The following is a 25,508-nucleotide window of genomic DNA, read 5'->3' as shown; positions in this document are numbered from 1 at the left end:
TACCTTGCCCGGCGGGGCAGGCTCTGACTAAACGTAGACTACTTTCCGACTATGTACATAGCAGTGCTGGCACCTAGCGACTAGTGGATCCAGAGGACTGTCAGGAGCATCCCGAGCAGCACGAAGGGGGCGAAGGCATATTGCCTTGACTGTTGCGGGTCGAGGTAACGCAGGTGGGTCCTGAGCCCTTGCCCGATATGCACCCAGCACCAGGGCATGAGCAGGAACCAGAGCAGGCTGGTGGCCCCGGCACCGATGAAGGTGCCCAGGACATGCAGCGGATCGGTGAGCAACCCCAGCGCCGCCATCAGCTTCACGTCGCCAGCGCCCATGCGGCCCAGCGCGTAGCCGGGCAAGGTGAATGCCAGGGCCAGCAGCAGCGCCCAGCCGCCCTCGGCAGCCCGGCCGCCCCACCAGGTGCTGCCCGTCAGCAACAGATAGACCAGGGCCAGCGCCGCCACGCCCAGGGTCAGCAGGTTGGCGATCCGGCGCTGCTGGAGGTCCTGCGCCGCGCACAGGATCAGCCAGCCAAAGAGAAGCGCAGTATCCATAGGCTAAAAACCGTCCCTTTGCGGCGAATGATTCTATGCTCAAAGCACCTAGTGGTTGTCAGGGTAGACACAGGGATGAAAGCGGGCCTCCCCAGAACGCAAAAAGGGGCCGCGGCGATTGAGTTCGCGGCGGTGTTCGTGATCTTTTTCGCGGTGTTTTACGGCCTGGTCAGCTACACCCTGCCGTTGCTGATGATGCAATCCTTCAACCAGGCCACCGCCGAAGCGGTCCGGCGCAGCGTCGCCCTGGACCCGGCGACGCCGGGCTACGCCACGGCCCTGACCACCCTGGCGAGGAATACCTTGCGCCAGCAACTGACCTGGATTCCGCCCGCCTTCAACTTCAACGCCGACACCGATGCCTCCGTGACTTACGTGGGCGGCCTGCTGACGGTGCGGGTCAATTACTCCCGCGACAAACTGCGGCAGGTCATCCCCTTCCTGGTGCTGCCGGGCGTGGGCAGCGTGCCTGCCCTGCCAGAAAACCTCAGCGCCCAATCGAGCCTGCAATTTTGAACTCCGGCGATAAACTCTTCGGGCGTTTTCGCGCGCGGGCAGCACTCCCGTCGCCGCCTCCCGAGGCGCCCCTGGCCACCCCCGGGGTCGGCCTGCTGGTGCATCTGGACCACGACGCCCAGGTCCTGCAAATGACCGGTCCGCTGCGTTATGCCCTGGCCCAGCCAGCGACCGGCGAGCGGCCAACGGTGCTGCTGGATTACCTGCAAGCACACAGTGCGCTGAGTGTCGAAGGCTCTCCGGCAGACTGGCAGGGGCATACCCTGGACCTGGATTTCCAGGGCAGCGGCGGACACACCCTGCACCTGCGTGGCTGGGTGCAGCCCTCGCCCCAGGGCTGGCTGCTGCACCTGCTGGACATCGGCGACCTGTTGCTGGAACGCCAGCAGGCGCAGCAGCGGCAACAGGCCCAGCAGCTCGCGGCACAGATGAGCGAGCAGCTACGCCTGTGCGGCCTCTCGCGCCTGCCCGAGGTGCTGCACGAGCAACTCCACGGCCTGGCTCAGCAGTGGCATATCCCCTGCCTCGCCCTGGCGCTGCTCGACGACCAGGAACAGGGTTGGCACATCCATGGCCTGTACCAGGCCCACGATGCGCCGCAGCTATGGCACAAGGGCCAGGCCCTGGGCACCGTGCTGGATTGCCTGAACGGCAACACGCCGCAAGCACTGACCTTCGCCCAGGGCTTCGCTGAGCACCCGCGCCTGCAACCTGTGTTCGGCAACAGCGAGGGGTTTGTCGTGCCCTTTCGCGACGATCACGGCGTCGCGGCCTGGCTGCTCTGCGGGTTCTACCCGGCACACCAGTTGGCCCCGCAGTTGGGCGAGCGCGATTGGCTGCAACTGAGCGCCGCCCTGGCCGGCCCCTTGCTCGGACGTTTGCGCGAACAGCAGCACCATTACCAGCTGGAGCGCCTGGAGGCCTTGCAAGGTCTGCTCGGCACCGGTTGGTGGGAGTTGTTCCCCCGGGACAACGAAATCCAGCTGGCGCCGCAACTGGCGCTCAACCTGCTGCTGGAACCCCAGACCCGGCGCTTGCCGCTGTCGGCCTGGCTGGACTTGATCCACCCCGCCGATCGCCAGGAACTGGGCAGTCGCCTGCTGGAACTGCAAGAGGGCAAGCCGCTGCTGCTCTGCGTACGCCTGCAACGCACCGATCCGCATCAGCCGACCCTCTGGTACCGCTTGCAGGGCCAGGCCCTGGGGATTGGCCAGCATCAGCGCCTGGTCGGTTTCATGCTGGATATCAGCGACATCAAGAACCAGGAACAACAGGCGGCCGCGGCCCACGCCCGGCTGGACAATCTGATCGCCCATTCGCCGGCGGTGATTTATGTCCAGCGCTATGTCGAGGGCGCGCTGCAGCCGGCGTTTTTCAGCGACAGCCTGCAGCCGCTGCTGGGCTGGAGCCTGACCGACTGCAGCGCCGACGCCCTGGCGGAGCGGGTGCACGCCGACGACCGCGACCGCTACTTCGAGCGCTCCCGGCAACTGCTGCGCGAGGGCGCGGCGCGCAGCCGCTATCGCCTGCGCGACAGCCGGGGCGAATACCACTGGGTGCTCGACGAAGCCAGGCTGCTGCGCGACGACCTGGGCCTGCCGGTGGAAGCCGTCGGCCTGTGGCTGGACGTCACCGACGCCACCCTGGCCGCCGAGCAGATACGCCAGAGCGAGGAACGTTACCGGATCCTGGTGGAGGACTCCCCCGCCATGATCTGCCGTTACCTGCCCGACCTGACCCTGACCTTCGCCAACCGCCCCCTGGCGACTTACCTGGAATGCCCGCCCGAACGACTGTCCGGGGCCAACCTGAGTGACTGGCTGTCCGCCGAGCAACACGAGGCCTTCGTCCAGCGCATCCGCCGCCTGACCCCGGAGTTCCCGGTCAGTACCGCGGAAATCAGCCTGCAACTGCCGGGGCGCGAACACGCCTGGTGGGTCTGGTCCGATCGCGGAGTGTTCGACGCCCAAGGGCGCCTGCAGGAGATCCAGGCCGTCGGCCGCGACAACACCGAGGTCCGGCGCTCCCAACTGCAACTGATGCAAAGCGCGAAGATGGCCACCCTGGGGGAAATGGCCACCGGCCTGGCGCACGAAATCAATCAGCCGCTGAACGTCATCCGCATGGCCATCGTCAATGTGCTCAAGCGCCTGGGCAATGGCGAGGTTCAGCTCGACTACCTGCAAGACAAGCTCCAGCGCATCGACGGGCAGATCCAGCGGGCGGCGCGGGTGGTGGAGCATATGCGGGTGTTCGGCCGGCGCTCGGAGATCGAGCAACAGCCCTTCGCACCGGCCCAGGCGGTGGAAGGCTGCCTGTCGCTGCTGGCCGACGGCATGCGGAGCAAGGGCGTGGAACTGCGCGTGGCCGAGATCGACTTTGCCCCCCAGGTGCGGGGCCATGTCGATCAGCTTGAACAAGTCCTGATCAACCTGCTGGTCAACGCGCGGGATGCGCTGCTCGAGCGCCGCGAGCAGCACCCTGGCTTGCAGCCCTGGATCGCGATCCGCGCCGAGCAGGACCCGCAGTGGGTACGGCTACTGGTCGAAGACAATGCCGGCGGCATCGACCCGCGCCTGCTCACGCGCATCTTCGAACCCTTCTTTACCACCAAGCCGGTCGGCGTGGGCACCGGCCTCGGGCTCTCGGTGAGCTACGGCATAGTCGCCAACATGGGCGGCCGCCTGAGCGTGAGCAACACCGGCGCAGGCGCCTGCTTCTGCATCGAACTGCCCCTGGCGCAGACCGATCAGATCACCAGGTAAGCCCGGCCGGTCTGGCCGCAGGTGAGGTTGGCGCCCACGTCGACCCTGGCCAGGTCGATGCCCAGCACCTTCAGGACATTGTTCAGCAAGGGGTCCAGCAAAGGGCCGAGCAAGCTGCCGATAGCCGTCGCCAGCAAGCCGACGACTTCGTTCAGCACCGACAGCAAGGTATTGATCACCACCCCTAGCAGGCTGCCAATGGTGGGCGGGTGTTGAATCAGGTTGATCCCGGTCAGGGAGGCCCGCAGGCTGCTGACCACATTGGAGGCGGTGACGCTGTGCCAATCGTTGTCCGTCAGGTCCTGCTTCATTTTCGGCGGATTGACGAAGGTGAAATTCGGCTCGTTGGTGCCGGCGATCGCAGTGTCGATCAACAGCTCGCTGCCGCCCCCGGCAAACGAGATACGCGGCCCACAAGGGCCCAGCAGCCCCTGACAGGTCCGCGCGCCGATATCCACCAGCGGCAACGGGCTCACGCTGACCTGAACCGTCGAAGACAACCAGTTGGTAGCATTCACCTGACCGACCTTGAGCTTGACCGCAGCGGTCGTGGTATTGGCGGAAAGGCTGCTATCGCTGTCGCTGACGCAGGTATAGGCGGTGACATGACTGTCGCCGGCCCCCACCTCGAGGCTGACATCCAGGTTCGCGCCGTCCGGCAGGATCATCAGGTCGGTCTTTACACAGGAACCGCCGAGCACACAGCTGAGATTGGCACTGAGCACCGTATTGAGCGTGAGCACCACCGGCGACAGCAGGGCATTCACCGCCTGCAGCACACTGTTGATCAGTGACAGATCCACCGTCAGCAAGGCCCGCACCTGAGCGGTACGCACATAGATACGATTGGGGCCCAGCGGGTCGGCCGCGGCCAGCGCCGGATTGCCTATCGCGAACTCGGGAGGTGAAACGATCTTGACCCGGGTCCTGACGCCGGCCACTCCCAATACGTTCACCGGCAACTCGACGGCCGCGGCGCTCTGGCTGCTGGCCAATTGCAGGAACGCCTCCACCAGACTCAGCAGTTGCAGATTGGCATCCAGCCCGGAATCCGCGGTGCCGGTCTGCACCTTCAGCAGGTCGCCCAGCTTCACCGGGACCGTATTGATGGCGGCAGCCTTGATGGTGCCCAGCGCCGTCAGGACCTCGGCGGTGGCGCCGTTCCTCTGGGCCACGGTGATGGTGGTCTGGATCAGTTGGGTGATGGTGGCATTGGCCCCGAGCAGTTGGCTGTAGTTTCCGGCGCTCAGGTTCAGGTCGATGGCCAACTGTTTCAGATAACTCAACAGATTGATGTCAGTGTCGACCAGACCTTGCCAGCCGAGCAGGCTGACATTGATTGCACTTCCCGCGAGACCGCCTAGTACTCCGTTCAACAGATTGAAATCGACCAGGGTGCTGCGAATCGTCAGTTGCGCCAGCGGCGGTCTGGGCTGCGCCGCCACCGCCTTGGCACTCAAGGTGGTGGTCGTGCTCAGGGGCGTATCGGAAAACAGGCTGGCAATACCCGCGGCAATGCTGGTAGGCACCGACTCGCTGACAACCACCCGGATGGCGCTGGCCTGGCTGGCGTTGGCGCTGAAAGTGCGCAGGTTGTCGGCGCCGGTCTGCAGCGAACCGCAGGTGGCGGTGAGCGGCTTGTCGGCCGCCACCACGAAGCCGTTGCGGGCCGCGCTGTCACGGGCGAACGCCGCCGCGCTGAGCCCCGCCTGGCAGGTGCCGCCCCGGGACACCGCTTCCAGCGCCGCGTTGTCGGCCACCCGCTGCAATTTGCGCTGCTCCAGGTACAGGCGCCCGCTGTCGGTCACCACCACCGTGCACAGCACCGCGGTGCCCAGCGCCAATGCCGCCATCAAGCCAATGGCGCCGCGCTGCCGGGCCGGGGTGGAAAACTGCGAGCGGGACAACATGGCGCACTCCTTTGCCGGCGTACTGCCGAGCGCAACCTCCATCGGGTGAGCGAAGTGTAGTCAAGGCGGGAATACGGCGCTGGCAACTTGCCAGCTAGTGCCACTGGCCAGTGCCGCCATGCGGGCGAAGGCCTGCGCGGCCCTCGCCCCAGGAGAGGAAGAGGCTATTTATTTAGGCGGGTAATTCGCCAGGATCCGGCTGACGGTGTCGCGAATCGCCGCGCTGCGATCGGCAGGGTTCGGCGTGCTGCTGAGGATCTGCTCGTCACTGCCGCGCCACACCAGCTTGCCGTCCTTGCCGTCGAGCAGGTCGATCTGGATGGTGGCGACCTTGTAGGTGACGCTGCGGGTTTCGTTGTACGCCGGCGCGCCCCAGTAGCCGTTCCAAGGGCCACCCCAGCCGCCACCGTAGTTGGTGGTGACCATTTGCTGACGGCTCTCGACAATCAGGTAGGCCTGCACGTTGAGGTCGGCCTTGTGGCCGGCCGCAGCCGGGCGCAGGCCGCGCTGGTCCAGTTGCTCGCCGACCGCCTGGCGGATGCGCTGTTCGGTCAGGTCGCTCTTGATCCGCGGATCGTCGGGGCGGTATTGCAAGGCGGGTTCCTTGAAGCTCCAGCTGCGATAGGCCGCGAAGTCGCGGCTGGCATCGAAGTCATGGTTGACCTGGTTGGCGGCGCAGGCGCTGAGCAAGGCGGCCATGACCAGTAAAGCAAGACGGCGGAACATGATGATTCTCCAGCAGAAGAAATACACCGAAGGGTTGTCGCTAGCCAGGCGGATACCCCGCCATGGCCTTGTCCACGGCTTCGCGCAGCGCATCGGCGCGCTCGCTCAGGCTGCCCTGGCTCGAGGTCTCCGCGCTGGCGCTCCATACCGGCTGGCCCGTGGCGCCGTCGAACAGACTGACCCGCACCACCGTCACTTCGACCTCATAGGTACGCACCACCGGCACGGTGTTGTACATGCCGTAGCCGGGGCCATAGCGGTTATATCCATAGCCGCCATATCCATAACCATAGTCGTCCTGCACCTGGCGCAAGCGTCTTTCCAGATGCAGATCGGCGCTGACCCACAGATCCGCCGGACGGTTGTCATGCAACGGGCGCAGGCCGCGCTGGTCGAGGGCGTTGCTGACCGCCTCGGCGACCTGCGCCGAATCGGCCCAGGCCGAACCGTCAGGCAGGCGCCCGTTGCGCCAGGCCCAGCTGCGATAACGACCGTAGTCGCGCTGGGGCGCCGGATAGGCGCTGTGGTCGAAGGTAGTGGCCGCTTGCGGCGGCGCCGGCGGTAGCGGATTGGAGCTGGCGACATAAGGATTGGGGCTCTGGCAGGCCGCCAATCCCAAGCACAACACAAGCAAACCAGCGTGGCGTTTCATTCAAGGCTCCGCTCAGACCGGACGGCAAATCCAGTGCAGGTAACGCCCAAGCCCGGCAAAGCTTGGGTGACGACGATGGGCCAACTCCATTTCCAGCAAATCCAGCAACTCGGCGCGGGCCTGGAATTCCACCGGCATATAGTCGTGGAAAACCCGCACCCCGCTCTGTGTTTCGACCTGCCACAAGCCTTCGAGTTGCACCGCCAGCTCCCGCGGATCGAGCGGTTGTTGCGGGGTCAGGCTCTGCTTCTCGCCGGCCATGTCGTTCTTGCGCATCTTGCGGAAGTGACCCTTGAGCAGGTTGCGATAGATCAGCGCATCGCGGTTGTAGAACGCCAGCGACAGCCAGCCGTCCTGACGGGTCAACTGATGCAGCACCGGCAGGATTGCGTGGGGTTCGGCCAGCCATTCCAGCACCGCGTGGCACAGCACCAGGTCGTAAGGTTCGGTGAGCTGGCCCAGCAGGTCCTGCCAGGGCGCCTGGATAAAGGTCGCGTCCTGCCCGGCCTCGGCGAAGCGCTGGCGCGCGCCTTCGAGCATGGGTGCGGCCGGCTCGGCCAGGGTCACCTGGTGGCCGCGCTGGGCCAGCCACAACGACATGTGCCCCAGCCCGGCGCCGATATCCAGCACCCGCAGCGGCCGGTCCGGCAGGGTTTCGGCCAGGTCGGCCTGGAGCACCGCCAGGCGGATCGCGCCCTTGGCGCCGCCGTAGATCTTTTCCGCAAAGCGGGTCGCCAACTGGTCGAAATGACGGTCGCTCATCAGCTGAACCGCCGTTCGCTGTCGGCCAGCTTGCTGCGCACCACCTGCTCCATGTCCAGGCCCAGTTCGCTGCACAGCAGCAACAGGTACAGCACGATGTCACCGACCTCCTGGCCGGCGTGGGCCAGCTGGTCCGCCGGCAGTTGCCGCGACTGGTCTTCGCTCAACCACTGGAAGATTTCCACCAGCTCGGCCATCTCCACGCTGGCGGCCATGGCAAGGTTCTTCGGGCTGTGGAATTGCCGCCAGTCATTGCGGTCGCGAATGGCGTGCAGGCGTTGGGTCAGTTCGTCTAGGTTCATCGGGGTCTCCTGAAGGCGTATAGCTTCGGGGGGATGGCGAGTGAAGGCAAGCTGTCGCTGCATCCCCGCGCCAGACTCAATCGATGACGCTGAACTCGACCCTCGCCGTCTGTCCGCCTTCGTCCAGCACACTGAGCTGGTACGGCCCCGGCCGGTCGAAGCTGGCGTTGATGCTGTCCTGGTTGGCGCTATCGCCCAATGGCTCGCCGTTGACGAACCACCAGCGCCGGCCGCTGCCGCCCAGGGCCGACAGCTTGAGCCGCAGCAGCTCCTGGCTGGCCGCCGGACGGCGCAAGCGATCGCCGTCGCGCACGCCGACGATGGACAAGGGCGCGGCCGCCGCCAGCGCCGGGCCCGGGCACTCCGGGTCGTTGGCCGGCAGCCGGGCTTCGCGTCGTTCGATCCGCGGCAGCCAGGGTTCCAGCGGCGCCGGCCACAGGGCGATATCCCGCGCCTGTGCGCCCGGGCACTTGGCGTCGACCCGCAGGCCCTTGGCATTGACCCAGACTTTTTCCAGCAGGCCGACGCCCAGGGGCTGGTCCTGCGCCTGCAAGGTCGGCGGCGTGGTGCCGTCCAGGGTCCAGGCGAAACGCTGGCGGCGGCAGTTCGGATCGCTGCGGCTCATGGGCTGGCCCAGGGGCCAGCAGATCGCCGCCACCCCGACGTTCATCGGCACCGGCTGCACCGGCGCGCTGATGCCGCGCTGGCTGTCGCGGTTGATCAGCACGTCGTGCACTTGCAGCATCAGCGGCGCCGCCGAGGCCAGGCCGAACTGCCCCGGCACCGGGGTGCCGTCCGGGCGGCCGATCCAGATGCCGATCAGGTAGCGCGGCCCGACCCCGATCGCCCAGGCGTCGCGAAAGCCGTAGCTGGTGCCGGTCTTCCAGGCCAGCACCGGACGTTGCACCAGCTCGGCCCGCGGGTCGCGATCCGGGCGCGCCTGGCCGCTGAGGATGCGCCGCACTATCCAGGCCGAGCCGGGGGACAACAGCGGCCGCTCGCGCAATTCGTCGTCCGGTTGCAGACGGATATTGGCGCTCTTGCCGCCGCGGGCGAAGGCGCTGTAACCGCTGACCAGATCTTCCAGGCGGCTGCCGGCGCCGCCGAGAATCAGCGCCAGGTTCGGCTCCGCCAGCGCCGGCAGGGTCAGGGGCATGCCGCCGATACGCATCTCGGCGGCAAAACGTTTCGGCCCGTAGGCCTCCAGCAGTTGCACCGCCGGCAGGTTCAGCGAAGTGGCCAGGGCGGTGCTGGCCGACACCGCGCCGCTGAAGCCCATGGAGAAGTTGCCCGGGCGGTAATCGCCATAACGCCGCGGCACGTCCTGCAGCAGGGATTCGGAATGGATCAGCCCGGCGTCCATCGCCATGCCATACAGGAAGGGCTTGAGGGTCGAACCCGGCGAGCGCATGGCGCTGATCATGTCCACATGGCCGAAGCGCCGGGCGTCGTTGATGTCCACCGAACCCAGGTAGGCGCGCACCGCCATGTTCTGTTCCTCGACCACCAGGATCGCCGCCGAAGTGTGCTCCGGCAGGCGCGCGCGCCAGCCCAGCAACAGGTCTTCCAGGCGCCGTTGCAGGTTGGCGTCCAGGGTGGTGCGAATCAGCGGCGGACTGTCCGGGCGATTCAGCCGACGTGCGAGCAAGGGCGCCAGGCTCGGTTCCAGCCGCGGCGCCAGCAACAGGGGCTCCTGCAAGGCTTCGTCCACCGCCGATTGCGGCCAGACCTGGAACTGCGCCAGGCGCTGCAACACCTTGTCCCGCGCCGCCTGGGCCCGCCCGGCATGGCGGTCCGGCCGCAGTCGGCTCGGTGCCTGGGGCAGCACCGCCAGCAACGCGGCTTCGGCATGGGTCAGGTGCTGCGGCGACTTGCCCAGGTACGCCCAACTGGCCGCGGCCACCCCTTGCAGGGTGCCGCCGAACGGCGCGCGGTTGAGGTAGAGCGTGAGGATCTGCCGCTTGCTCAGGTGCCATTCCAGCTGCGCGGTGCGCCACAGCTGGCGCAGCTTGCCGTGCCAGGTCCGCGAATGGGGATCGAGCAGGCGCGCCACCTGCATCGACAGGGTGCTGCCGCCGGACAATACCCGGCCGCCCGTGAGGTTCTGCCAGGCGGCCCGCGCCAGCGCCATCGGGTTGACCCCGGGATGGCTGTAGAACCAGCGGTCTTCGTAGGTCAGAAGCGCGTCCAGGTAATAGGGCGAGACTTCGTCGACCTGCACCGGATAGCGCCAGACGCCGTTGGCATCGGCAAAACGCCACAGCGGTGTGCCGTCCTCGGCCAGCACCACCCGCGCCAGGTCGTCCTTGGGCAGTGGCAACGGCCAGAGGCGGTCGGCCAGCCACAGGCCAGCCCACAGCAGCAACAACCCGCCCAGGACCATCCGCAGGATTCGCCGGCCACGACGCAGGCGCGATACAACTAATTGAAAAATCAAACCCGCGAACCTCTATGCTTGGACGGAACTCGCCAGCACGACCCATGGCCCAAGGCTCAGGTCCGGCCAGTACGCCCACTTTTTCATCAGGATGCACGCATGCAGGTAGAAGGCTTTTTTGAATGGCTCGGCCAGGCGCTGGGGTCGGTCATACGGTTTATCGTCGATGGTCTCAGCGGCCTGTTCAACGCCCTGACCAACGCCGGCGGCAACTTTGTCGATGGCTTGTCCCGGGCGCTGGGCATGGACACCTCGATCATCAGCATCCTCACCCTGATCGTCGGGTTGATGCTGCTGTACTCGGCGGTCCGCGCCTTCATGCGCGCCTCGATCGTCATGGGCATCATCTGGTTGCTGCTGGGGTTGTGGCTGCTCAGCTGGGTGGTGCACTGATCGATTGACGACCGCTGCGCGGTTGTATCGCGAGCAGGCTCGCTCCTACAGGTGGAGCGAGCTTGTCGCAATATCCCTTCAACGTCCCTTGATCACCATCTCCGGCACGGTTTCACCCACCGCCTGCCAGTTCGGCCGATACATCGACTCCACTTGCGGCGGCGGCACGCGATAGGTGCCGGGCGTGACCGCGCGGGCCAGATACAGCAGGTGCGTGACGCCGTCGTAGCCGTCCAGGTTCAGCGCCGCCACATAACGGTCATCGCGGAATTCCTGGTGCTTGAGGCTGGCGTTCTGCATCGACTCGCGCCACTCCTTGACCTGGCTGCTGGCGTTTTCCAGGCTGGCGGCGCTTTGCGCCAGGTTCTGGTTCTCCAGTTCCAGGCCGGCCGGCAGCAAGTCCACCACCAGGGCATCCGGCACCCGCTGCTTGGCGCTGACCGCCAGGTGCACCAGCACCAGGTCGCCGCTGTCCAGGGCCCGCAGGTCCAGCGGCCGGCCGTTCAGCCCCAGGTATTCGCGACGAATGCTCAGGTTCTCGCCCCCCGCCGGCGGCGCATGCTGTGGATAACCGGAAATGGTCAATTGCTGGTACACCGGCTCGCTGCCGTGATTGCTCACCGACAAGGGCGATGCCAGCAACGCACCTTCCAGCTTCAGCCCCGGCTGCGCGTTGTTCAACTCGCGACTTTCAGTGCCACTGTTCAGTAGCGCGCTCCAGTTGGCCTCCGGCTTGCCCAGCAGGCCGCGACCGGCGAGGAACAGCGAGTTGCGCTCCTGGGTCGACAGGTACGGGCTGGCCGCCAGTTGATCGGACAGCTCGAACAGCCGCTCCTCGCGCTTGCCCTTGGCCAGGTCGTTCTCTTCCAGCAGCGCCAGGATCAGCGCCTGGTCCCGTAGCGGGCTGCCGTAGTCGGCCAGCCAGTCCTTGCTGCTGCGCGAAGCGGCGAGGCCGGTGATCAAGGCCTGCTCGGCCCGTGGCTGGTCGCCCATTTTCTGCAGGGCGATGGCCAACTGCACCAGCGGCAGGCCGGAGCGCGCATCGGTACGGCGCTCGAACAGGCTGCGCAACGCGCCCAAGGGCGCCTGTTGGCTGCGCGCCAGCACCAATCCGGCGTAGGCCTGCACGGCAAAGCGCGTGTGCTCGGCGTTTTCGCTGTAGTTGACCTCGATCAGGTTGCGCTCCTGCAGGTAACGCAGCAGGCGCTCGCTGGCCTTTTTCAGCGCATCGGCCGGCACCGCGAAGCCCTGGTCGCGGGCCCGCAACAGGAAGTCGGTGACATAGGCGGTCAGCCAGTATTCCTCTTCGCCGTCCGCGCCCCACAGGCCGAAGCTGCCGTTGTAGCGCTGCATGCCCAAGAGGCGCTCGATACCCAGCTCGATCTTGCGCTTGCGCTCGTTGTCCGGCTCGCCTTCCAGGCCCAGGCGTTTCAGGCTGACGGCATCGGCGTACAGCGCCGGGTACAGGCCGCTGGTGGTCTGCTCCAGGCAGCCGTAGGGGTAAGCCTTGAGGGCGCGGATTTGCTCGCCGAGGTTCAGCGGCGGCCGGCTCGACAGGCTCAACAGCGCTTCACGCCCGGCCGGTTCGAAGGCCGCCAGCTCGCCTTCCGGCAGGCTCCACGGCTGATCCTTGAGCACCGCGCGGTAATGCCGGAGCAACGCCGGGTAAGCCGGACGCACGCCCAGGGTCCATTCGCGGCTGAACGGCGGCAGGTTCTCCCCCGGCAGGTCCAGGCCGTTGACCAGCACCTTGACCTTGCCCTGGCCGAAACCGCCCAGCGCCCGCACCGGAATGCGCAGGGTGGTGCGCTGGCCCTGGGTCAGCTGCACGCTCTGCCGGGTCCCGTTGCTCAACTCCAGCTGGCCTTCGGCGCTCAGTTGCACATCGAGTTTCTGCGCCTGGCCCGAGAGGTTGGACAGGTCCAGCGCCAGGGTCGTCTGGTCGCCACCGGCGAGGAAGCGCGGCGCCGACAGTTCGGCGATCAGCGGCGCGGCGATCACCGTCTTGCCTTCGGCCATGCCGTAGCGGTCATCGGTCCAGGCCTGGGCCATCAGCCGCAGTTCGCCATTGAAGTCGGGAATGTCGACGCTGACTTCACCTTCGCCCTGCTCGTTGAGGGTCACCGGCGCGCTTTGCAGGGCAACGATGGTAACGCTGGTATCCGGGCGCTTGCCGCCCTTGGCCAGCGCAGCGTCGCCACCGAAGGCCAGGCTGGCCAGACGGCCCTGGCCCGCTTCGATCAACTGACCGTAGATATCCAACTGGTCGGCGCCATAGGCCTTGCGCCCGAACAGGCTGGAGTACGGATCCGGGGTCGGGTATTCGGTGATGTTGAGAATGCCCACGTCCACCGCCGCCAGCAGCACATGGGCCTGTTTCGGCACGCTGCCATCGGCGTTCTTCGCCTGGATCTTGACCTTCAGCGGCTGCTTGGGACGCATCTTTTCCGGCGCGCTCAGGGTCAGGCCGAGCTTGCGCTGGGTCCGGTCCAGCGGCAGGTGCAACACGCCCACCGCACGTTTGGGGGTGATGTTGGCCTTGCGTTCGCCCGGGCGGATCACCAGGGCACTGACGTACAGGTCATGCCGCGCCCATTTCGGATCGAGCTTGACCGCGAAACTCTTGCCTTCGGCCGGTACGTCGATTTCCTCCCACCACAGCGGGCCGTCGCTGGACTCCACCAGCAGATAACCCTTGCCGGCAGCCGGCGGCGTGACGGTGACATTGGCCGTGTCGCCATCGCCGTACAGCGGTTTGTCCAGCGCCAGCTTGACCTGGTCGGGACGCACCGCGCCACCTTCGGCGTTGTCTTGGGAACGGTAGCCGGCCCAGAAGCGCAGGCTGCTGACCAGCCCGGTCTGCGGGTCTTCGACCTCGACGCGATAAGGGCCCCACTCCACCGGGAAGCTGATCTTGGCCGTGGCGCCCGCCTTGATGCTCAGGTTTTCTTCACTCTGGGTGAGGAATTTCTCGTTGAAGTGATAACTCCAGCCGTCGTTGTCCGAGTAGTTCCAGTAGTAGTCGCGGCGCTCGCGCACCAGGCGCACCTTGAGGTTGTCCGCCGCCAGCTTCTGGCCTTCGCTGTTGGCCACCAGCAGTTCGAATTCGGCCGGACCATCGCCGTCGGTTTCCGTGCCGTCGAACAGCGCGCGCACACCCGGCAGGCGCTCCGCCGGCCACACCGGCTGCACCAGGCGCCGGGTGATCGGACGGCCGCCCGACTCCTGCAGGCTGGCCTGGATAATCAGTTGCAGCGGCGAACGGGCCCCGGCCCATTTGCTTTCCAGGGCGATCACCTCTTCGCCGTTGGCGTCCAGGGTCGACTCTTCCATCTCCAGGTCCTGGCTCAGCTCTTCTTCGGTGACCGAGCCGAACTGGTAGCCCGGCAAGGCCTTGACCGCCTCGCGCAGCGGCCGCACGTAGATCTGCCCGCTCAAGCGATTGCCGGAAGCCGGGGCGCCATACAGGTAACGGCCGTTGACGCTGATCTCGACGGTCTCGTCCGGTTTGAGCGGCGTGTCGCTGCCCTTGAGTTCCAGCGCCAGGCGCTCGGGGAGGAAGTCTTCGACCAGGAATTCGTACAGCTGCGGCTTGCCGTCGCCCAGGTCGAACACCAGTTGCCAGCGCCCGGTCGGCGCTTCGCCGGCCAGTTGCAGCTGATACTGATAGAGCCCCGAGGCATCGGCGTCCCAGACGAACTTGCGGCTGACCTGTTCATCGGGCCGGCGCACTTCCACGCTCACCGGCTGCGGCTTCACCGCATTGCCGTCCTTGTCCCGCAGCAGCGCGTTGAGCAGCACGATTTCGCCGGGGCGATACAGGTCGCGGGGGCCGAACACGAAGAACTGCAACGGGTGGGCCGGGCGGCCGCCGATATCGAATTCGGCCAGGTCCAGCGCGGAACCGTTCAAGCGCAGCAGGCTGGTCTGGTCGCCCTGGTGGGCCAGCAGCACTTCGGCTTTCTTCGGTAGCGGCAGCTCGGCGTGGCCGCCGCTCTCGGTCTTGCCCTGGCCCAGCACGCGGCCCTCGCCGTCCAGCAGTTCGAGGCTGACGCCGTCCAGCGCCTTGCCGCCTTCCAGGGCCTGGGTGAAGACATCCAGGCGGTTCTGGTAACGGTGCACCGACAGGCCGATATCGCTGAGGGTGAACAGGGTAGCCGGCTGCGAATAGTTGTAGGTGCCCGAGGCGCGCATCACCGCCAGGTACACCCCCGCCTGTTGCAGCGGCTTGAGCCCGGCGATCGGCAGCAGCAGGGTTTCCCGGGTATTGCGTGCCGGGTTGAGGTCGAAGCGGCCGCCATACACCAGGTCCGCCATCGGCAGCAGTTCGCGGGATTCGTAGCTGTGCAGGCTGTTGTTGCGCCCCCACTGGGCGAGGAACATTGGCAGGGATTCGGGCTTGATGCGGAAGAACTCGACGTCGATCTTGTCGACGTTCAGGGCGATCACCGGCAGGCCTTCGGCGAGGCGGGTCGGCAGCAGGGTGCCGCGGCTGGCGAACCCGACGGTGGCCTGCAGGTCGCGGGTTTCCAGGCGGCTGACGTATTCGGCGGCCAGGGCCCGATCGTTGACCCCGCGCAGCCCGGCATCGACGGTCAGCACCAGCTTGCGCTGCGGCTCCAGGTGGCGCAGGCGCAGTTCCATGAAGTTGTCCGACAGTTCCCAGGCGCCGTCGACCTTGCCGCTCTTGCTGTCCACCAGGTGCAGTTTGTCGGCGAACTTCTGCTGCGGGTCCAGGGGCACCGAGAAGCTCACCGACAGGGTGCTGGCGCCGTCGAGTTGCACCTCGGACACGTCCACCACGCTCAACTCGCGGCCGGCGTAGCGCTGCTTGAGGGCAGCGACATCCTGCACGGGCCGGGCCTTGGCCGCGGACACCGCCGCTGTCGGGGGCGGGGTGGTCGTCGCCTTGTCGGAAGTCGACGAATCGCAAGCGCTGAGCAAGGCCAGCGCACAGGCAAGGAACAATCCTTTGTTAAGCATGGGGCACTCATGGGCAGGACTATCGAAGGGTTGAACTATATCTCACCGCCACACGGCCGGCGGTGGAATCGCACACTTTGCTCGACGAAAAATGCAGAAACGCTACCGCCCCCGTAGGAGCGAGGCTTGCTCGCGATAGGCGCCGGCCCTGTCACCATCCTCTTGCGGCTGTTGCGCGAATTTGAGAGCGCCGCTTTGCGGCTGATCGCGAGCAAGCTTCGCGCCTCCACGTTCGTGTTCACCTGACCGGGCAGGCAAGCGGCTACAATGCCGGCTCTCGCAAGGAGCCTGCATGTCCAGCCTGATTTGTGCCTGGCGTCATCGTCCGACCCACACCCGGGTCTGGGCGCTGGCCGCGCCGATGATTCTTTCCAATATTTCCGTACCGCTGGTGGCGCTGGTCGACAGCACCGTCATCGGCCATCTGCCCCACGCCCATCAGCTCGGCGCGGTGGCGGTGGGCGCCAGCCTCTATACCGTCCTGGCCTGGGCCATGGGTTTCCTGCGCATGGGCGCCACCGGCTTCGCCGCCCAGGCCGCCGGGCGTGCCGACGGCGCGGCGCTGCGGCAGATCCTCGCCCAGGGCCTGATGCTGGCCATGGGGCTGGCCCTGCTGCTGGGCGCCCTGGGCGTGCCCTTGAGCGGCATGGCCTTGCAGCTGATGCAGCCGTCGGCCGAACTGAACGAGATGACCCGGACCTTTTTCCACACCCGCCTGCTCGGGCTGCCGGCAGCACTGGCCAGCATGGCCCTGGTCGGCTGGTTCCTCGGCACCCAGAACGCCCGGGCGCCATTGGCGATCCTGCTGAGTACCAACCTGATCAATATCGCCCTCAACCTGTGGTTCGTGCTGGGCCTGGAATGGGGCGTGGCCGGCTCGGCCCGGGCCTCGGTGATCGCCGAATGGACCGGCGCACTGATCGGCCTGGCCATGACCCGCCCGGCCCTGCGCGCCTATCCGGGGCGGATCGCCTGGGCCGCGTTGCAGCGCTGGGCCAGCTGGCGCCCACTGCTAGCGGTCAACCGGGATATCTTCATCCGCAGCCTGGCCCTGCAATCGGTGTTCTTCCTGATCACCGTGCAAGGCGCGCGCCTGGGGGACGCGACCGTGGCCGCCAACGCGCTGCTGCTCAATGGCCTGCTGCTGACCGCCCATGCCCTGGACGGCCTGGCCCACGCGGTGGAAGCCCTGTGCGGCCACGCCATCGGCGCCCGCGATCGCCTGGCCCTGCGCCGCTCGCTGGTGGTGGCCGGTGGCTGGTCGCTGCTGGCCAGCCTTGGCTTTGCCGGGCTGTTCCTCTGCGCCGGGCACCTGTTCATCGAGATGCAGACCGACATCGCCGAAGTACGGCAGACCGCGTTCGCCTACCTGCCCTACCTCGCCGCCCTGCCGCTGATCGCGGTCTGGAGCTACCTGCTGGACGGCCTGTTCATCGGCGCCACCCGCGCCCGGGAAATGCGCAACGGCATGCTGCTCAGCGTGCTGATCGTGCTGCCTTGCGCCTGGGCCTTGCAGGGCCTGGGCAACCACGGCCTGTGGCTGGCCTTCCTGCTGTTCATGCTGGTGCGCAGCCTGACCCTGCTGGCCTTCGCCCTGGGGCTGCGCCGCCACGACGGCTGGTTCGCCCCAGCGGGCTGAGCCTTTGCGGGCATAAAAAAACCACCGCAAGCGGTGGTTTTTTTTCGAGCGTTACGAGCCTCAGGAAGACAGGTACGACGAACGGGTCAGGCCCAGACGCAGGGCGTCGAGGAACTGAGTACGCTCGTTGGCGGAGATCTTCGCGCCAGCCACTTTGTCGCGGTAGTGGGTCATCAGCTCTTCCGGCGACAGGTGCACGTAGCGCAGCATGTCTTCGATGGTGTCGTGGGTCTCGATCCCGGCGTGGTACACGGTGCCGTTCGGGTTCTGGTAGATGTTCACCGAATCGGTATCGCCGAACAGGTTGTGCATGTCGCCGAGGATTTCCTGGTAGGCACCGACCAGGAACACGCCCAGCAGATAGTCCTCACCCTCTTTCAGCGCGTGCACCGGCAGGCTGGTCTCGATGCTCTGCTCATCGACGTACTGCTTGATCTTGCCGTCGGAGTCGCAGGTCAGGTCTTGCAGCACGGCGCGGCGCAGCGGTTCTTCGTCCAGGCGATGCAGCGGGATGATCGGCAGGACCTGGCCGATGGCCCAGGTGTCCGGCAGGCTCTGGAACACCGAGAAGTTGCAGATGTACTTGTCGGCCAGCTTGTCGTTGAGTTCGTCCAGCACCTGGCGATGCGAGCGCTGGCGCGCCTTCAGCGAGTTGTGCAGGCGGCGGCACACGGCGAAGTAGCACTGCTCGGCCAGGGCTTTTTCCGCCAGGGTCAGCTTGCCGTCGGCGTACTGGGCGGCCACGTCGCTCATGTAGTGGGTGGCGCGCCAGTAGGTTTCGGTGACCATCTCGATATCGGTCGGGCCCAGCAGGTCCACCAGCCATTGCACGGTTTCCGGCAGGCTTTCCTTGTTCTCGATCAGCGGCACGTCGTCGTTGTGTTTCTCGACGTCGGTCACCTGGATCACCAGCATGGCGTGGTGCGCGGTCAGCGAGCGGCCGCTCTCGGAGAAGATGTGCGGATGCGGCAGGCTCTGGGCATCGCAGAACTCCTTGAGCATGCCGACCACCACGCCGGCGTAGTCGTCCATGTCGTAGTTGATCGAACTGGCGTTGCGCGAGTGGGTGCCGTCGTAGTCCACGCCCAGGCCGCCGCCGACGTCGATGTGATCCACCGGCAGGCCGAGGCTGCGCAGCTCGCCGTAGTAGCGGATCGCTTCCTTGAAGCCGTGCTGGTAGTCCGCCAGGTTGGCGATCTGCGAGCCCATGTGGAAGTGCAGCAGGCGGATGCCCTGGTCCAGGCCGGCGGCGCGGAAACGCTCGACCACCGACAGCAGCTGCGCCGCCGACAGGCCGAACTTGGACTTCTCGCCGCCGGTGTCGGCCCACTTGCTCGAGGCCAGGGACGACAAGCGCACGCGCAGGCCGACCTGCGGCTTGACCTTGAGCGAGGCGGCTTCTTCGATCACCAGGCCGACTTCGGATTCCTTCTCGATCACGATGAACACGTTGTGGCCGAGTTTCTGGCCCATCAGCGCCAGGCGGATGAACTCACGGTCCTTGTAGCCGTTGCAGACGATGGTGCCGCCTTTCGGCGCCAGGGCCAGCACCGCCAGCAGCTCGGGCTTGGAGCCGGCTTCCAGGCCGATGGAAACGTTCTGGGTGGCGATGATGTTCTCGATCACCGCTTCCTGCTGGTTGACCTTGATCGGGTACAGGGCGGTGTACTTGCTCTGGTACTCCAGGCGCTCGATGTTGGCGTCGAAGGCACCGGTCAGCTGGCGCACGCGGTCCTGCAGGATATCCGGGAAGCGCACCAGCAGCGGCAGGGACAAGCCGCTCTTGCGCAGCTCCTCGACCTGTTCATACAGGTCGATAGGCGAACTGTTCGGGCCGTTCGGACGAACTTCGACGCGACCGGCGTCATTGATCGCGAAATATCCGGCCCCCCAATGGCGAATCCCATAAACACTGCGGCTGTCCGCAACTGTCCATTGGCTGCCATCGTCTTTGCGTGTGCGTCGTACGGACATCGAAGTCCCCTATAAAGAAGTCATAGAGCGCCACCCCGGTCCGGGGCTGGCGCAGTCTAAAGAATGAAAATGACGATTAGCCTGCAACGAGGGGGTAGACCTCGTTTGCAACGCTGAGTTTAGAAACCGGTCATGAACAGGCTCTGTGAAAACCATGAAGACGACGGCAAACCCGGATCGGTCCAGGGCTGCATCGAGTCGGGGTGGTTTTCACAGAGGCTGCTAGCCGCCGGATTTCTTCGCCTTGAAGCCGTGTTTGACCAGTTCCGCCAAGAGTAGCTCGACATGGTCGCCCTGGATCTCGATGACGCCGTCTTTCAGCGCGCCACCTGTACCACAACGTTTCTTCAACGTGGTGGCCAGCTCCTTGAGTGCGTCCTCGGCCAGGGGCACGCCGGTGATGGTGGTCACCGTCTTGCCGCCACGCCCCTTGCTTTCGCGACGCACGCGAGCGATGCCGTCGCCGGCCGGGATAACGGTTTGTTTGCAGATGCAGGCTGCCACCGGCTGGCTACAGTCCGGGCAATGTCGACCTGCGTCGGTGGAAAATACCAGGCCACCAAGGGCGGCGAAGGATGCGGCTTTTTTGGCCACCGGCAATCCTCTTGGGAGGACAAAGACTGGTCGAAGCACATGGCCTGTGCCATCGACCGCGAAGCCCCACTCAGGCAGGGGCAGCGCTACTGGGCCGACCGCTCCTCTATATAAGAAGCATGCCGGCTCAGCTTGAAAAGGTCGCGCAGTGTAACGGCAAAAAGCCGACTTGCTAAGAGCCAAAACGCGCCAATTTACACAACTTTAACAACGCCGGGCCAGATAGCGCTGCAAGGCCGCCAGGGAGTCCGGGCAATAGGGCTTTTCGGTGATTTCCCGCATCACTTCGTCGATCGGGATAAAGCGCGCTTCCAGCACCTCTTCGGGCTGCAAACGCAGGGGGCCGTCCCAGACCGCGGAAAAGGCTGAGCACCAGAGGCGGTTGTCGGTGTCCTCGAAAAAGAAGTGGTCATGAGCGGTCAGTTCCACGCCGCTCACTCCCAGTTCTTCCTCCAGCTCCCGGGCCGCCGACTCGGCATAGGTTTCGACGGCCTGCACCATGCCGCCCGCGGCCACATCCCAGTAACCGGGGTAGATGGCCTTGCTCAGGGTGCGCCGATGCACGCACAGCTCGCCGGCGGAATTGAACAGCAGGATGTAGGTACCGCGCCCGATCAGGCCGCGTTCGCGCAACTCCGAGCGCGCCAGCGAGCCCAGCAACTGGTCTTCGCCATCGACCCAGGCGACTTGTTCGGCATCGGAGGCGGCGCGATGCGCCGCCTCATTGGAAGTGACCACCATGACTCAACCCTGATTGAGCAGCTGACGCAAATCGATGACAGCCGCGTTGGCCCGGGAAATATAGTTGGCCATGACCAGCGAGTGGTTGGCCAGCACGCCAAAGCCGCTGCCGTTGAGAATCATCGGGCTCCACAACGTTTCCTGGGACGCCTCCAGCTCACGGATGATCTGGCGCACGCTGACCGTGGCGTTCTTCTTCGCCAGCACGTCGGCGAAGTCGACTTCGATGGCACGCAGCAGGTGCGACAGGGCCCAGGCCTGGCCGCGGGCTTCGTAGAACACGTTGTCGATCTGCATCCAAGGGGTTTCCACCACCTCTTCGTCGACCTGTGGCGACTGGCCCGGTGCCGGGGCTTCGGTTTTCAGCGCGGTATTGAGCTTGACCCGGCCGACACTGGCCGACAGGCGCTGGGACAACGAACCCAGGCGGGTACCGACGTCACCCAGCCAGTTGTTCAGGTTGTCGGCACGGGCATAGAACAGCGCGTTCTTCTGATCCGGGCCGGACAGGCGCGCCTGGTAGCGGCTCAGGGAGTTGATGCCTTCCTGGTATTCGGACTCGCTGGACGGCAACACCCAGCTCTTGTTGTCGAAGTTGAAGCGCGGCTCGGCCTTGGCCAGGTCGGCGTCCTCGGCGGACTGCGACTGGGAACGGGCGAAGTCCTTGCGCAGGGCGCGGGTCAGGTCGCGGACCTGGACCAGCACGCCGTATTCCCAGCTCGGCATGTTGTCCATCCACAGGCCCGGCGGGAAACGGTCGTTGGAGATATAGCCACCCGGCTTGTTCAGCAGGGTGCCGGCCACGGTCTTGAGGGTTTCCACCGTGGTGTAGCCCACGACCATCTGCTTGCCTTCCTTCTCGGCGGCGATCTGCGCGCTTTGCTGGACCGGGAACAGCGCCGGCTCCTGGCTCCAGTACCACCCCAGGGCGCCGGTCACCAGCAGGTACAAGCCCAGCAAGGTACCCAGGGCGCGGCTGAACAACAGGCCACCAAAGTAACTGCGTGTCGCCGACTTGGGTTCGGCAGCTCGCTCCGGCGCACTGCCTGCGCGGTTCTTCCAGTCCAGCATGGCTATATCCTTTCAATCACTTGGGTTCATCGGTTCGACCACGACCTTGCGCCATCGTGCCTCGGACCCGGCGGATTAAAGACCATCCGCCGCACAAGGCGCCACCTGCCAAGGCGCATATCGAGCGGCCACTATAAATGAAGCACAGTCCAGAACCTATGCGACCAGTCGGTCGGGAACTGAATAAGGTCGCTTTGCAGATTGTTGACGTACGACACTCGTAGATTTCATAAGAGGTGCTAGCATAGAGCCACCAGTCGATCTCAGCATGCACCCTAACTAGTAGTCAGGATATGACCGAGCCAGAAGACCCCAGCCGTGAGCGCCTCAAGCACCACTTTGCCCAGCGGGTAATTCACCAGGCGCGTCAGATCCTCGAGATATGGCAGCGCCTGCAGCGCAGCGAATGGTCGACCGCCGACATGTCCGAACTCAGCGAGGCCAACCTGCGCCTCCTGCGCTTCGCCGAACGCTTCGAGCAGCCCGAACACACCCAGCTGGCCCGCAGCATCAGCGACTCGCTGACCGCCGTGGACGCCAACCGCGGACGCCTGAGCAGCAGCCTGATCACCGACCTCAACCGCCTGATGCAACGCCTGTCGCGCACCGGCCTGCGTCACGGCGACCAGTTGGAACAGACCTTCCTGCCGCCGTTGCGCAAACCGATCTACGTGATGCTGCAGGACCACGACCGCGCCGAGCGCCTGGCCAAGCAGCTGGAATTCTTCGGCCTCAGCGCCCAGTCCCTGGACAGCATTGCCGCGTTCCGCTCCTCGATGGTCGAGCGCCTGCCCGCGGCGATCGTCATCGACGTCGACTTCTGCGGCAACGGCATGGGCCTGCAACTGGCCGCCGAAGCCCAGGAAGGCCTGGAGCAGAAGCTACCCCTGCTGTTCTTCAGCCTCCACGAAACCGACACCCCAACCCGCCTGGCCGCCGTACGCGCCGGCGGCCAGGAGTTCCTCACCGGTACGCTGGAGGCCTCCAGCCTGCTGGAGAAAATCGAGATCCTGACCTGCGTCGCCCAGTACGAACCTTATAAAGTGCTGATCATCGATGACTCCCGTGCCCAGGCCCTGCACACCGAGCGCCTGCTCAACAGCGCCGGAATCATCACCCGGACCCTGATCGAGCCGATCCAGGCCATGGCCGAGCTGGCCGACTTCCAGCCGGACCTGATCATCCTCGACATGTACATGCCGGCCTGCACCGGCACCGAACTGGCCAAGGTGATCCGCCATAACGACCGCTATGTCAGCGTGCCGATCATCTACCTGTCGGCCGAAGACGACCTGGACAAGCAGCTGGACGCCATGAGCGAAGGCGGCGACGACTTCCTGACCAAGCCGATCAAGCCGCGCCACCTGATCACCACCGTGCGCAACCGCGCCGCCCGCGCGCGCAACCTCAAGGCGCGCATGGTCCGTGACAGCCTGACCGGGCTGTACAACCACACCCATATCCTGCAACTGCTCGAAGACTGCAGCTTCCGCGCGCGCCGCGAGAACAAGCCGCTGAGCTTCGCCATGCTCGATATCGACCACTTCAAGCGGGTCAACGACAGCCACGGCCACCCCATGGGCGACCGGGTGATCAAGAGCCTGGCGCTGTTCCTCAAGCAGCGCCTGCGCAAGACCGACTTCATCGGCCGCTACGGCGGCGAGGAGTTCGCCATCGTCATGCCGGACACCGACCTGGAAGCGGCCTGCAAGGTGCTGGACGAAATCCGCCAGCGGTTCGCCGAAATCCACTACCCGGCCCAGCCCCAGGACCTGTGGTGCACCTTCAGCGCCGGGGTGGTGGAACTGCAGGAAGATTCCGACAGCCTGATGATGGCCAGCCAGGCCGACGAAGCGCTCTACCGCGCCAAGGACAGCGGTCGCAACCGCGTCCAGGCGGCGCGCCATCAAAGCGCCACTTTTTCATCGGATTCCACCGATTCGGTCATAACCTTGTAATACAAACGCAATAAATTCAGGCGCTTACCATTCAAGTCGTTGGTAGACGCGATGCGCCTGAAGCTGCTGACCAATCTCAATACCCTGCTATTAGTTGCCGTGTGCCTGGCCCTGGGGGCGACGCTCTGGTGGTCGCAACGCGCCCTCGAACGCCCCTATCTATTGATGGAGCGTTACCTGGGTTTGTCCCAGCAGTTCCAGAACCAGGTGGCGCGCAATATCGAGGACTACCTGGCCAGCGGCGACGCCCTGCGCCTGAGCAGCGCCAGCCAGGCCATCAAAACCCAGCAGGTCCAACTCGGCGAATTTCCTGCCGAGCTTGCCCAAAGCCTGCGCCCGAGCCTGTCGACCCTGGCCGAATTCAGCAAGACCGACCTGCTGGCCGCCGGCAAGCTGGCCGGCGATCCGCAAGCGTTGCTGCTGCAAGCCGAGCGTGAGCTGGGGGCCAGCCTTGAACAATTGAGCCAATACGCCAGCGGCGCCGCCGGCAACCCGCAGGCCGCGGCCTATCTGCCACTGCTGCTGAGCGCCTCCCAGCACCTGGGCAAGTTGTCCCTGGCCCGCGACAAGCTGGTCAGCAGCGGCCGCAGCGAACTGGCCGCCGATGTCGAACGGGAAGTGAGCAACATGCGCGCCCAGGCCGAACAACTGGAGGCGCTGCCGCTGCTGGGGGTCGCGGCCAGCAACGCGTCGAACACCGATGACTTCGCCGCCATGATGGGCCTGGAGAACAGCGGCCAGGCCACCGCCGAAGACGCCGGCATCGGTTTCAAGCGCGAACTCAACAGCCTGCTCGGCCGCTACCCCGCCGAGCTGGACCGTACCCGCGAGCTGATCCAGAAACGTACCGACCTCAGCGCCGCTACCCACCTGAAGATCACCGCCGTGCAGCAGGCCATCGCCGAGCTGGAACCGGCCGTGCGCGCCCAGCACGGGCAGATCCAGAGCGAAGTGCGGCTGATGCAAGGCCTGATGATCGGCCTGATCCTGCTGATCGCCCTGGTCATCGACACCTTGCAACGCCGACTGACGCGGGTCCTGACCAACCTGGCGCCGGCCCTCTCGACCTGGGCCGAAGGCGACTTCAGCCGCGACATCCAGCTGGGCCGGACCAACCGCGAACTGCATGACATCGAAGAGTCCCTGAACCGCCTGCGCGCCTATCTGGTGGACCTGGTGGGCACCATCCGGCAGAACGCCGAACAGGTCGCCGGCAGCAGCCGTACCCTGGCGGAACTGAGCAGCGGCCTGCACGGCGGCGCCGAGCGCCAGGCGGGCGATACAGCCCAGATCCGCGACGCCCTGGGCGAGCTGGAAGCGACCATCCAGCAGGTCGCCGGCGATGCCAGCCAGGCCGCCCACGCCAGCCGCAGCGCCGGCATGGCCGTGGAGCAAGGGCAAAAAGTCATCGGCCTGAGCCTGACCGGGCTGCATGCCCTGGTCGGCGAGGTACAGGGCAATTCTTGATCTGACCGACAACACGCAGGAAGTTAGCACCAGCACGGTCCATCTTGTTCACGTCAACAACACGTGG

At 65.8% G+C, this 25,508-nt stretch carries 17 protein-coding genes and 2 pseudogenes; 6 read left to right on the top strand and 13 right to left on the bottom strand.

The window, feature by feature from the left end:
- Positions 1-80 precede the first annotated feature (80 nt).
- Positions 81-551 carry a prepilin peptidase gene (locus tag ACQKQA_RS12750; RefSeq protein ID WP_427557572.1) on the bottom strand — a complete coding sequence of 157 codons (471 nt, stop codon included), beginning with the start codon at positions 549-551 and terminating at the stop codon, positions 81-83.
- A gap of 75 nt (positions 552-626) precedes the next feature.
- Here ACQKQA_RS12750 and ACQKQA_RS12745 point away from each other — a divergent pair, with 75 nt between their 5' ends.
- On the top strand, positions 627-1,067 hold the full coding sequence (locus ACQKQA_RS12745; RefSeq protein WP_427557569.1) for a TadE/TadG family type IV pilus assembly protein: 441 nt from the start codon (positions 627-629) through the stop codon (positions 1,065-1,067).
- Positions 1,064-3,832, top strand: a complete 2,769-nt coding sequence (locus tag ACQKQA_RS12740) for an ATP-binding protein (protein ID WP_427557566.1) — start codon at positions 1,064-1,066, stop codon at positions 3,830-3,832. Before ACQKQA_RS12745 ends, ACQKQA_RS12740 begins: the two co-directional genes overlap by 4 nt.
- Here the strand turns inward: ACQKQA_RS12740 and ACQKQA_RS12735 are convergent.
- The 6 genes from ACQKQA_RS12735 to pbpC all read right to left on the bottom strand — a co-directional run bounded on the left by ACQKQA_RS12735 (position 3,817) and on the right by pbpC (position 10,567).
- Positions 3,817-5,742 carry a pilus assembly protein TadG-related protein gene (locus tag ACQKQA_RS12735; RefSeq protein ID WP_427557562.1) on the bottom strand — a complete coding sequence of 642 codons (1,926 nt, stop codon included), beginning with the start codon at positions 5,740-5,742 and terminating at the stop codon, positions 3,817-3,819. The genes ACQKQA_RS12740 and ACQKQA_RS12735 overlap by 16 nt on opposite strands.
- Positions 5,743-5,910: 168 nt before the next feature.
- Positions 5,911-6,468, bottom strand: a complete 558-nt coding sequence (locus tag ACQKQA_RS12730) for a DUF4136 domain-containing protein (RefSeq protein ID WP_427557559.1) — start codon at positions 6,466-6,468, stop codon at positions 5,911-5,913.
- Positions 6,469-6,508: 40 nt separating this feature from the next.
- Entirely contained in the window at positions 6,509-7,120 is a 612-nt protein-coding gene (locus ACQKQA_RS12725; RefSeq protein WP_427557556.1) for a DUF4136 domain-containing protein, read from the bottom strand.
- Between the two features lie 12 nt (positions 7,121-7,132).
- Positions 7,133-7,882 (bottom strand): methyltransferase domain-containing protein, encoded by a 750-nt coding sequence (locus tag ACQKQA_RS12720; RefSeq protein ID WP_427557553.1) that lies wholly within the window; start codon positions 7,880-7,882, stop codon positions 7,133-7,135.
- Positions 7,882-8,184, bottom strand: a complete 303-nt coding sequence (locus ACQKQA_RS12715; RefSeq protein ID WP_427557550.1) for a MazG-like family protein — start codon at positions 8,182-8,184, stop codon at positions 7,882-7,884. The genes ACQKQA_RS12720 and ACQKQA_RS12715 overlap by 1 nt, the downstream gene beginning before the upstream one ends.
- A gap of 76 nt (positions 8,185-8,260) precedes the next feature.
- On the bottom strand, positions 8,261-10,567 hold the full coding sequence (gene pbpC, locus ACQKQA_RS12710) for a peptidoglycan glycosyltransferase PbpC (RefSeq protein WP_427557660.1): 2,307 nt from the start codon (positions 10,565-10,567) through the stop codon (positions 8,261-8,263).
- 153 nt (positions 10,568-10,720) lie between these two features.
- Here pbpC and ACQKQA_RS12705 point away from each other — a divergent pair, with 153 nt between their 5' ends.
- On the top strand, positions 10,721-11,014 hold the full coding sequence (locus ACQKQA_RS12705) for a hypothetical protein (RefSeq protein ID WP_427557547.1): 294 nt from the start codon (positions 10,721-10,723) through the stop codon (positions 11,012-11,014).
- Between the two features lie 78 nt (positions 11,015-11,092).
- Here ACQKQA_RS12705 and ACQKQA_RS12700 read toward each other — a convergent pair whose 3' ends face one another.
- Entirely contained in the window at positions 11,093-15,997 is a 4,905-nt protein-coding gene (locus ACQKQA_RS12700; protein WP_427557545.1) for an alpha-2-macroglobulin family protein, read from the bottom strand.
- A 292-nt stretch (positions 15,998-16,289) separates the two neighbouring features.
- Between ACQKQA_RS12700 and ACQKQA_RS12695 the strand changes: the two genes are divergently transcribed.
- Positions 16,290-17,636 carry an MATE family efflux transporter gene (locus ACQKQA_RS12695; protein WP_427557542.1) on the top strand — a complete coding sequence of 449 codons (1,347 nt, stop codon included), beginning with the start codon at positions 16,290-16,292 and terminating at the stop codon, positions 17,634-17,636.
- Positions 17,637-17,696: 60 nt separating this feature from the next.
- Here ACQKQA_RS12695 and speA read toward each other — a convergent pair whose 3' ends face one another.
- From speA to ACQKQA_RS12675, 4 genes are all read right to left on the bottom strand, one after another.
- Complete coding sequence (speA, locus tag ACQKQA_RS12690; protein ID WP_427557540.1) at positions 17,697-19,610, bottom strand: arginine decarboxylase; 1,914 nt, start codon at positions 19,608-19,610, stop codon at positions 17,697-17,699.
- Positions 19,611-19,832: 222 nt separating this feature from the next.
- Positions 19,833-20,204 carry a translation initiation factor Sui1 gene (locus ACQKQA_RS12685; RefSeq protein ID WP_015634001.1) on the bottom strand — a complete coding sequence of 124 codons (372 nt, stop codon included), beginning with the start codon at positions 20,202-20,204 and terminating at the stop codon, positions 19,833-19,835.
- 204 nt (positions 20,205-20,408) lie between these two features.
- Entirely contained in the window at positions 20,409-20,945 is a 537-nt protein-coding gene (locus ACQKQA_RS12680; RefSeq protein WP_427557536.1) for an NUDIX hydrolase, read from the bottom strand.
- Between the two features lie 3 nt (positions 20,946-20,948).
- Positions 20,949-22,016 carry a DUF2333 family protein gene (locus tag ACQKQA_RS12675; RefSeq protein ID WP_427557533.1) on the bottom strand — a complete coding sequence of 356 codons (1,068 nt, stop codon included), beginning with the start codon at positions 22,014-22,016 and terminating at the stop codon, positions 20,949-20,951.
- A gap of 293 nt (positions 22,017-22,309) precedes the next feature.
- Between ACQKQA_RS12675 and gcbA the strand changes: the two genes are divergently transcribed.
- The gene (gene gcbA / locus ACQKQA_RS12670; RefSeq protein ID WP_427557530.1) at positions 22,310-23,974 is read left to right on the top strand and encodes a diguanylate cyclase GcbA; all 1,665 of its coding nucleotides are present in this window, start codon (positions 22,310-22,312) and stop codon (positions 23,972-23,974) included.
- Positions 23,975-24,025: 51 nt separating this feature from the next.
- Positions 24,026-25,438 (top strand): annotated as a pseudogene (locus tag ACQKQA_RS12665) (methyl-accepting chemotaxis protein); the annotation flags it as partial.
- Here the strand turns inward: ACQKQA_RS12665 and ACQKQA_RS12660 are convergent.
- Positions 25,422-25,508 (bottom strand): annotated as a pseudogene (locus ACQKQA_RS12660) (hypothetical protein); the annotation flags it as partial. The pseudogenes ACQKQA_RS12665 and ACQKQA_RS12660 sit on opposite strands and share 17 nt — an antisense overlap.

The organism is Pseudomonas sp. NPDC089530, from assembly GCF_050280705.1.
In the GTDB taxonomy this organism is placed as follows: domain Bacteria; phylum Pseudomonadota; class Gammaproteobacteria; order Pseudomonadales; family Pseudomonadaceae; genus Aquipseudomonas.
The sequence above is the reverse complement of the archived record's forward strand: the minus strand, read 5'-3'. Positions and strand labels throughout refer to the sequence as shown.